Annotated in this window: 7 protein-coding genes; 2 read left to right on the forward strand and 5 right to left on the reverse strand. The window is 35.0% G+C overall.

The annotated features are described in order from the left end of the window. Positions 1-413 precede the first annotated feature (413 nt). The gene (locus AC1DJR_RS10620; RefSeq protein WP_131245556.1) at positions 414-1,001 is read right to left on the reverse strand and encodes a TetR/AcrR family transcriptional regulator; all 588 of its coding nucleotides are present in this window, start codon (positions 999-1,001) and stop codon (positions 414-416) included. A 358-nt stretch (positions 1,002-1,359) separates the two neighbouring features. Here AC1DJR_RS10620 and AC1DJR_RS10625 point away from each other — a divergent pair, with 358 nt between their 5' ends. Then, positions 1,360-2,550, forward strand: a complete 1,191-nt coding sequence (locus AC1DJR_RS10625) for an MFS transporter (protein ID WP_429686792.1) — start codon at positions 1,360-1,362, stop codon at positions 2,548-2,550. Positions 2,551-2,854: 304 nt separating this feature from the next. Here the strand turns inward: AC1DJR_RS10625 and AC1DJR_RS10630 are convergent, their stop codons facing one another. The 4 genes from AC1DJR_RS10630 to AC1DJR_RS10645 all read right to left on the reverse strand — a co-directional run bounded on the left by AC1DJR_RS10630 (position 2,855) and on the right by AC1DJR_RS10645 (position 5,786). Continuing rightward, positions 2,855-3,322 carry a GNAT family N-acetyltransferase gene (locus AC1DJR_RS10630; protein ID WP_429686791.1) on the reverse strand — a complete coding sequence of 156 codons (468 nt, stop codon included), beginning with the start codon at positions 3,320-3,322 and terminating at the stop codon, positions 2,855-2,857. Positions 3,323-3,600: 278 nt separating this feature from the next. Then, entirely contained in the window at positions 3,601-3,960 is a 360-nt protein-coding gene (locus tag AC1DJR_RS10635; RefSeq protein WP_429686790.1) for a YxeA family protein, read from the reverse strand. Between the two features lie 305 nt (positions 3,961-4,265). Continuing rightward, entirely contained in the window at positions 4,266-5,354 is a 1,089-nt protein-coding gene (locus AC1DJR_RS10640) for a saccharopine dehydrogenase family protein (RefSeq protein ID WP_429686789.1), read from the reverse strand. Between the two features lie 120 nt (positions 5,355-5,474). Then, positions 5,475-5,786, reverse strand: coding sequence for an ArsR/SmtB family transcription factor (locus AC1DJR_RS10645; RefSeq protein WP_429686788.1), 312 nt, complete (start codon positions 5,784-5,786; stop codon positions 5,475-5,477). Positions 5,787-6,205: 419 nt separating this feature from the next. Between AC1DJR_RS10645 and AC1DJR_RS10650 the strand changes: the two genes are divergently transcribed. Continuing rightward, the gene (locus tag AC1DJR_RS10650) at positions 6,206-8,212 is read left to right on the forward strand and encodes a serine hydrolase (RefSeq protein WP_477002569.1); all 2,007 of its coding nucleotides are present in this window, start codon (positions 6,206-6,208) and stop codon (positions 8,210-8,212) included. Positions 8,213-8,826 lie beyond the last annotated feature (614 nt).

Raw genomic sequence — 8,826 nt, forward strand, 5'->3', positions numbered from 1 at the left:
ATAGCGATATAACTCTTCGGCAAATAAAGACAACTCTTGTTTTTGATGCATATTCATAAAAAGCACGTCACCCTTTCTCATTAACATAAGAGAATAGTAACGTGCTTTTAACTTCAAGAATAGTCTAAATCCTTAAGTTGATGGATGTGGGGTAGCACCACATGCCCATCAACTTAAGTTATTATATTACCCCCATAACGAAAATTATTTGCATGACGTTACTTTTAGAGTAATTATCTTGATTCTTTTTAACAAGACGTTTTTTAACATCCCCTTAATTCTTAAACTGATGTATTGGGAGCCCACTCCATATACATCAGTTTTTAAAAATTAAATACTTTATTTACCAAGTTAATATAAATTGCCTCCGCATAGGAGACAGTAGAATTTCTAAATCTTTATTTTAATATTAATCACTTCAAACGTATCCCTTCGAATGCGTTTATAACCAAGTCATGTACATAGGAATCATCCAACTTTTCACCGGTTACTAGCAACCGATAGAAGATTGGTCCGTAAATGAGATCGATGCTTAAGTCAACATCAAGGTTTTCTTTTAATTCGCCTCTTTTAATTCCCTTCTCCAGAAGTTGCTTTGCTTGCAGTCGACGTGGTTGGAAATAGCGAGCACGATATTCCTCTGCTAGTTTCGAATCGAATTGCCCTTCGCCAACTAACTCAGTAATAATAGTGCCTTCTCGACTTATTAAAAAGCTGGCTAAACTTGTGGCGTGAGTTAGGATATCATTCAATGCTGAACCTGTGTCAGGTACAGGCAATCTGGCTGCAGCAGCAAAAAGAAAACCATCCATTACCACAGCAGCCTTATTTGGCCACCATTTATAAATCGTAGCTTTGCTAACTTTAGCACGGTCTGCAATTTTATCAACTGTGACTGCTTTAAAGCCACTTTCCAGTAATAACTCATAGGATGCTGAAAGGATAGCCTTTTGGGTTTCGATATTACGTGGTCTACCTCTTTTACCTTGCACATTAATCATTCCTTTCAAGAACATAAACTATACGTTTAGTATACTTAATATGAACGAATAATAAAATAGCCTATTTACAAAACTGAACGTTTAGTATATATTCTAGGTAATTAATAAACTAAACGTTCAGTTTATTAATTACCTAGCATTTTTTAATGGTAAGGGCTTTAAACAGGTTTCCAAATCCACAAAGTGAATTACTAAAAAATATTTAGAAAAGGGGAATAAAAAGTGGGGAAATTGGATTTTTTGAAAGAAGAACGGAAAGTAGTTCAGGCTCAATTTAGAACAATGAACAATGGTAGTACAGTAGTTCTTGCCAAGGCGATTCAGTAATTTTGAAATAAAAATATGGGAGGAAATAGATATGTCTAATTTTAAAAATAAAGCAATTGATAAGGAGATTTCATCGGGTTTAATCATTCTTCTAGCAACTGCATGTGGTATCATTGTGGCTAATCTTTATTATGCCCAGCCTTTAATTGGGGTAATTAGTAATGTAATTGGGCTTTCTAATAGTAGCGCTGGATTAATTGTAACACTAACTCAGATTGGATATGTTGTTGGCCTACTATTTCTTGTACCTTTAGGGGATATTGTTGAGAATAGAAAATTGATAATTATATTGTTATTTCTAAGTGCAGTTGCTCTCACTGCCATGGTTTTTGTAAAAAACGCAATCTTGTTGTTAGTAGTTTCATTCTTTATCGGACTGGGGTCGGTCGCAGCGCAAGTGCTCGTACCTCTTGTATCATATCTTTCATCGGAAAATGCACGCGGTCGCGTAGTTGGCAATGTCATGAGTGGTCTGTTATTAGGTATTATGCTTGCGCGTCCGATATCTAGTCTAGTAGCCGATATTTGGGGATGGAATGCAATATTTGCTTTATCTGCTACTGTAATTATTGTCTTGGCGTTTGTATTATTGAAAGTACTCCCTACTAGGAAACCAGCGGCAAAAACAAATTATAACGCCTTACTTAGTTCAATGTGGCAACTACTACGAACTACTCCAATTTTACGCCGTCGCGCAATTTATCATGCTTGTGTATTTGGGGCTTTCAGCTTATTCTGGACCACTGTTCCGTTATTATTGTCTAGTCCTACTTTTCGTTTTTCTCAGACCGCTATAGCATTATATGCACTTGTCGGAATTACAGGTGCAATAGCCGCTCCAATAGGTGGTCGTCTAGCTGATCTTGGCTGGACACGACCCGCCACTGGTGTAGCTCTCACTGTTGTTATTATTTCTTTATTACTACCACTTATTATTCAAAGTAGTTCGCCCATTGGAATAGCTGTTTTAGTAATTGCTGCAATTCTGTTGGACATGGGAGTATCTGCAAACCTTGTGCTTAGCCAACGTTTAATTTTCTCGTTGAGTCCAGAAATTCGTAGTCGATTAAACGGGCTATTTATGGCTATTTTCTTTTTAGGAGGTGCTGTTGGATCCTTTATTGGTGGATGGGCATACGCCTTAGGCGGATGGAGTTTAACATTATGGATAGGAATCGCTTTTCCTACCATAGCCCTGCTTTATTTTATCACAGAAAAATAGTTCTATAATTAAAAATTATTTACGAATTGTATTGGGCTTTTGGTATAGATTTAAAGTTTTTAAAGACTTCTAAATTCTGGTTAGAGAAGCATGTAAGAGAAGTGATGGGAAGTCAGGGGAGAAGGAACTCAAGAGCCAGTTGTCCAAAGATAGATGCCGGCTGGAAGTGTATACTTTCTGGATCATCATGTAACATAGAAAGCTTCTTTTTAGTCTATAAATATTTTATAATGAGTGTAGTTTATTTAGAAAACACTAAACTACACTTTTTAATTCGGTTGTCGAATCTTTCACAATATCTCTCTTATAAATAATAGCTCATAATAATAAGTTCGCCTTTTTTCCCTATTTTTCGTACACCTTCATCAATAAAACCACATTTTTTATATAATAACTGTGCAGTAATGTTTTTCACATTTACCGCTAATACAATTTCACTAATATGTGGATATTCTTTGCGTACAAAGTCAGGTAGTAACAATAATGATTGTTTGGCATGCCCCTTTCCTTGATAATAATAATTCGTTGAAAACGCTCGCAACAACATAGCTTTTGGATTTTTAGAATAAGGATTTACACCYGCATTTTCATGAAGTACGAAAAATGTTACAAGCTCATTATTTACAAGAAATAATATTGAATGTCTGTCAGTATCGGCTTTTGATAATGCTACACATTTCTTTGGTGTACCTGTAAATTGTAACTGTTCCTCAGATAATTCATAGCATTCTACTTGTTTTTTAAATCGTTCTTTATATTCAAATAATCCCATAATGACCTCCCATTAATTCTCCCCGTTTGTTGAATAACTCTATCCCAAATATTATATCTTTATATGGAAAAAGCCGATACCCTCGTATTTGAGAATATCAACTTTCATTTCTATGTAACTTTATAATATAAAAAAGAACTTTATTTCCATATACATGAAAAAAGTGAAAGCTTCCTCAATTTCATCCTCTAATCGCTTTATTAATTACTTTCTATTATCTTTATTTTTTTCATCAAAACATCTTCACTAACATCTATTTTTTCTAACAAACCTTATTTTTACTTGTCCAATTTTTCTTTAATATCTTTCGGGACATTATTTACTTGTACTTCTTCAAACGTTTCTACATATTCACCTTTTGTTTTTACTCTTACATAAGTGCCTTCTTTAAGTCCACGAGGTGCATAAAACTTAATTTCTCTTTGTGCGCCAGAACCATAATAACCACTAAGCTTAAAGTCTCCTGCTTGCTTCGCTTCCCCAACTGTTGATACTCTTCCAGATTCTTTTGCCTTCACATATAACCAATCCTCTTTTACAAGTGGATTATATCTATCTGTTACTTCATTATGGAAAACATTCATACATCCAATAGCTAATATAGCTATCCCAACTAATCCTAATAATAATTTCTTCATTTTTCATTTCCTCCTACGATGTCTTGTTCTAATCTGTCATGTACTCTTTACATTCTAGAGAAAAACAAAATGAATAACTATCTCATAACCTTACACCTTCATTACATTTATGTAAGATTTATTCTCTATAATCTAAATACAAAACAAACCTCATGAATTTTAAGTGATCTAGTTTCATCTTTACTATCTTTGTTATATTTTACGTCCAATAAAAAGAAACCATTTTGAAAAAAGATTAATCAAAATGGTTTCTTTATTTTAGCTTGATAGCAGTATGTGTATTACCACGTGTGGAATGATACCTTTTATATATTTTCTGTCGTAATATTAACTCCATGTTCTTTATAAAAATCTAAAATTGCAGATGTACCTACACCCAGATTTACTAGATTTTCTGGAAAGTAAATTTTAGAATTTGGAACCGAACTATCAGATATTTGTAAAATATGCTCTGCTTGGATAGCTGCTCCTAAGGCAGTGAGATGTGTCTGACCTAACGGATCGGATATGCTCACATCTCGTCTATGGAATACACCAGCAGCATCATAACCATTAAGGTAAATAACTATGTTATGTGCACTTCCCTTTCCAGGTTTATAGAGAATATTTTTCCGTAAACCTGTGAATTTTTCCCCGCTAATCATTTTCCAAATTCCTGTATTTACTAGAGAAACCAGTCCGTATGTGGACATTTTGTTATCAAAAGCGATACGAAAGTTAGCTGAAATAGCATCAATTGAGCCTGGAAGAGTTATATGATCAGGAGTATCCAAACGATAACATTTTGTTATATAGCCATTGGGAAAACGGACTTTGATTGGATCAGTCATTGGATAGGCCTTGCGTATTCCCTCTTGTACTTTTACTTCAAATGGAATAGTTAAGCGATCCATATATGCTGTTGAATTGGGTCCTGCTTTGTCTTGAAGAGAATATAGTGCATTGATATCAACTGTAACATCTTGAAGATCTTTTGAATAAATTTTAGAAAAAAGTGCTGCTGTACCTCCCATCCATCCTGAAGCTAATACAACAGGGGATTGAACTTCAACATTTTTCAATCGAGCAATAGAACTTTGAAAACGTTCCGTCCAACGAGTAATGTCAACCAAAGGAATTCTTTTTTGGACTGCAGATAAAAGTAGTCTATCTTGAGGATCATTAACCGCATTCACAATTAATGTTAGATTATCATCCAAACTTCTTAAAGGATCATCTATTGTATTGTCTACTTTGACTACTCTTACTCTCTCAGATTCAAAAGGGAGTGCTTTCCCTACAGTTCTTCCACCTAATCTAATTTCCAAATTAGGATGCCTATCATGTAAAATCTGAGCAATTTGACTACCAACAACTCCATACCCACCAACAATTAATATTGTTTTCTTATTCATATGAAACCTCCATTTAAATTAATACGAGATTATAAGTTTAAATGATTAAAAACTTAAACGTTTAAACGTAAAATGTTAAAAAAAAAGGACAAAGCGTGTCCCTAAACTATAAATGAATACCTAATTCTTACATTCAGCTTCGACTAAAGAAACAAGTTCTTTCAACAGATTTATTGTTTCATTAAATTCAAGACAATAATACATTTCAGTACCCTTTTTTTGAACTTGAAGTAAACCGGATTGTTTCAATATTTTCAGATGATGGGATACAGTAGGTCTTGACATGGGAATATGTTCCGCAATTTGCGTTACATTCAAACTATCCTTATCAATTAAAAGTGATACAATTTGCTGACGTGTTGGATCTCCCAGCCCTTGAAAACACGGCCCTAAATTTTCTAAAAGATGCCTTACTTTATCATTACAGTTCATTTCACTCACATTACCTTCCGTTGAAGAATTTAATCATTTAAACACATTATAAATTATATTACTATCTAATGCAATGAAGAAGTATGAACAAAATATTTTACAGGTATTTATTAGAATTTTGCTCATTTTTTTCTTTTTTGGGAACAATCCATTTCTAACTTGACGGTGATGTCTTTCTACCCCTATTATAAAAACTTTTTTGAACGTAAGTAATTTGTAAGAAATGGATAAGAAAAAAGAGATTTTCATTGTCTATGATAGAAATATAACGTGATTTGAGGAATTGGAAACAGAGCTATGCATGACGAGATGTCACTAACCACCATGATTAGTAGCTATCTATACTCTAGTCATACGCTGACGACCTAGCAATTCATCACCTAAACAAAAAATCCAGTAAGACAAAGGAGAGTCAGAAAATGAAAAAAACAATGAATAAAATAAGTCTCACACTTCTGCTTATTTCTACTAGCATGATTTCTGCGTGTTCCCAACAATCGTTAGAAGGCGGAAAATCAAAAATATCAACATCCACGACCGATATTCGAATGACGAAAGCGCCCAATACCGAAAAAGAAGTAGAATCTTTTGCTGATCCATTATTTGAGGAGAAAATGAAGAAGTACAATGTGAACGGTTCAAGTTTTGTCGTCGTCCATGATGGGAAGGTCGTTGTCAATAAAGGGTACGGTTATGCAGATAAAGAAAAGAAGGTTCCCGTCAATAAGGACACGGTCTTCCAAATCGCTTCCGTCTCGAAAACTTTTACCGCCTTGGCCGTAATGCAACAAGTAGATAAAGGAAAGCTTAAACTAGATCAAGATGTACAACACTATCTAGGTGGATTAACAATACCTAATAAAACAGGAAAACCCCTCACTCTATTTGATATGTTAACCTATACCAGTGGAGTAGATTTCCCCGATATTACCACTGTCATCGGACCTGAATATATAAATCAATATATACCTATTAAGGATTTCCTTCCTGAACATATGCCGACGGTGATACGGTCGCCTGGTGAAGCTTATACGTACGACAACTTCGCATTTTTACTTGCAGGATATGCAGTGGAGAATGTTGCTGGTGAATCTTTCTCGCAATATATGGAAAAGAATATTTTCAAACCACTAGACATGAAGTCTACCAGTGTGCGCTTTACTCCTAACCTTCTCAAGAGAATGGCTACACATTACGATCCCTCTGGCAATCCTCACTCAACAAATGGGCACGCTCCAACTGATGGACCACAAGGAAGYATTTTGTCYACYGGRGAAGAYATGTCAAARTACATGATTATGCAGCTACAAAATGGAAAGTTTGGAGATAAAGAAATCGTAAGTAAAAAAAGCATGGATATGATGCATGCCTACCAACTTTTCGCAGATAAGACGATTCCTATTGCGACAGTTGGATTTGAGACGTATTTCAACGACCTTGCCAACGGTCAGCATGTCATATTAAAAGGCGGGAACATGCCTGGACATTCTTCATTGATGGTTTTGGTTCCTGAACAAAAAACAGCATTCTTCATGTCTTACAATAATGATTCAATAATGAGTAAAGACGTGTATGAAGAGTTCATGGATCACTATTTCCCTGCTCCCAAGACGAAGAAAACACTCTATCTCCCATTAGAAGAAAAGGAAGCTCAAAAATATTTGGGCTTGTACCAAAATACACGTGCAGTTGCAATTCGTACCTACTTTACCTATGAGAATGGGGCTTTGGTCATGGAAGAGGGGACAACTGGAAAACAAGTTCTCAAAATGATTCATCCATTGTTGTTTGAAGATGCAGAAGGGAACAAAATCGCTTTCAAAAAAAATACGGCTGGAGAAATCACGTACTTTTATTACACCAGTCCCAAGGGCTTAGGCGTTGTTGCTCACTCCCAAAAAATCAATCCCAAACTGCCCTTTGCTGACGTACCGCAAAAGAGTAAATACAGAAGCCACATTGACAACCTTTATTCTTTAGACATTATGAGTGCTAAATCAGGCAATCTATTCGATCCGATGGGCACCATGACACAAGGAGAATTTTTTGATGCCTTATTGCTTGCACATGGGTGGAGCATTTTCCCAGGGAAATCTGAAGAAATTAAAAAGAAATCTATAGTAGGCATACCAGGATATGACCGTACAATGCCGATTACCAGACAGGGCGCAGCAACCATGATTCAAAACTTGAAGCAGATTCAGCCTGACCAAGCTAATCAAGTAAAATTGCTTGATGCTGCGGATACCTGGGCGGTCCAATCCATTCAAGCACTTGCCTCACAAGGAATCGTAGACCCTGATACTACTATCAAAGCTGACGGATCTTTTACCTTCCGTCCGAAGGATCTGTTACTGCGTCAAGAAGCGAGTGCCTTGCTCGATTTAGCTTTTGGCTATTATGTCCTGCCCATTAAGCAAAAGTAGGTATTCATCCGAACATAATTCATAGTCAATATTTAAAGACAAAAAGAAAATTTTGAGCACGACAGATTCTAAAATAGAACTCATACAATATCAGTAGACATTGTATGAGTTCTACATTGAAACTATCGGGATAATCCTACTAAAATAACTGTGTAGCTTTATAAAATTTATTCAAAAACGGTCAACACACACATATTCTACGGTACAAAAAAGAATCCATTATAAATGTTAAAACGAATTAACAAATCATTTTAATGGCTCCTTATTTATAAAGTAACATTACAGCGCTACCATACTTACCTTAATTTTGAAATAAAAATCCCCCTACTCTCTTTGCTCAATAAAAAAGGAAATTTATCTGTGAGTTCGGCTCAAAATTTCTCTAAACAATCAATTGTATAAAAAAAGCATGACATTAAATTATCATGCTCTAGTCCTAATCCTAAGGTTTGAATATATTCTTTTTTTCAATACAAGTCCTTCTTCGTTCCAAAATTGATACAGAACCTTTTACACAGTAAAGAACTTTTTTATTCAGTAAAAAACTTTTTCTTTTTTGACATCTATTATTTCTCAAACACAAAATTAATCTTATTATCTTTCCACTCTAACTT

The organism is Bacillus sp. 05T31, from assembly GCF_056396725.1.

What these genes read in the sequence shown, in the direction of transcription:
- AC1DJR_RS10640 (WP_429686789.1), bottom strand. Translation starts at nt 5,354, where the DNA reads ATGAATAAGAAAACAATATTAATTGTTGGTGGGTATGGAGTTGTTGGT.
- AC1DJR_RS10620 (WP_131245556.1), bottom strand. Translation starts at nt 1,001, where the DNA reads ATGATTAATGTGCAAGGTAAAAGAGGTAGACCACGTAATATCGAAACC.
- AC1DJR_RS10625 (WP_429686792.1), top strand. Translation starts at nt 1,360, where the DNA reads ATGTCTAATTTTAAAAATAAAGCAATTGATAAGGAGATTTCATCGGGT.
- AC1DJR_RS10635 (WP_429686790.1), bottom strand. Translation starts at nt 3,960, where the DNA reads ATGAAGAAATTATTATTAGGATTAGTTGGGATAGCTATATTAGCTATT.
- AC1DJR_RS10645 (WP_429686788.1), bottom strand. Translation starts at nt 5,786, where the DNA reads ATGAACTGTAATGATAAAGTAAGGCATCTTTTAGAAAATTTAGGGCCG.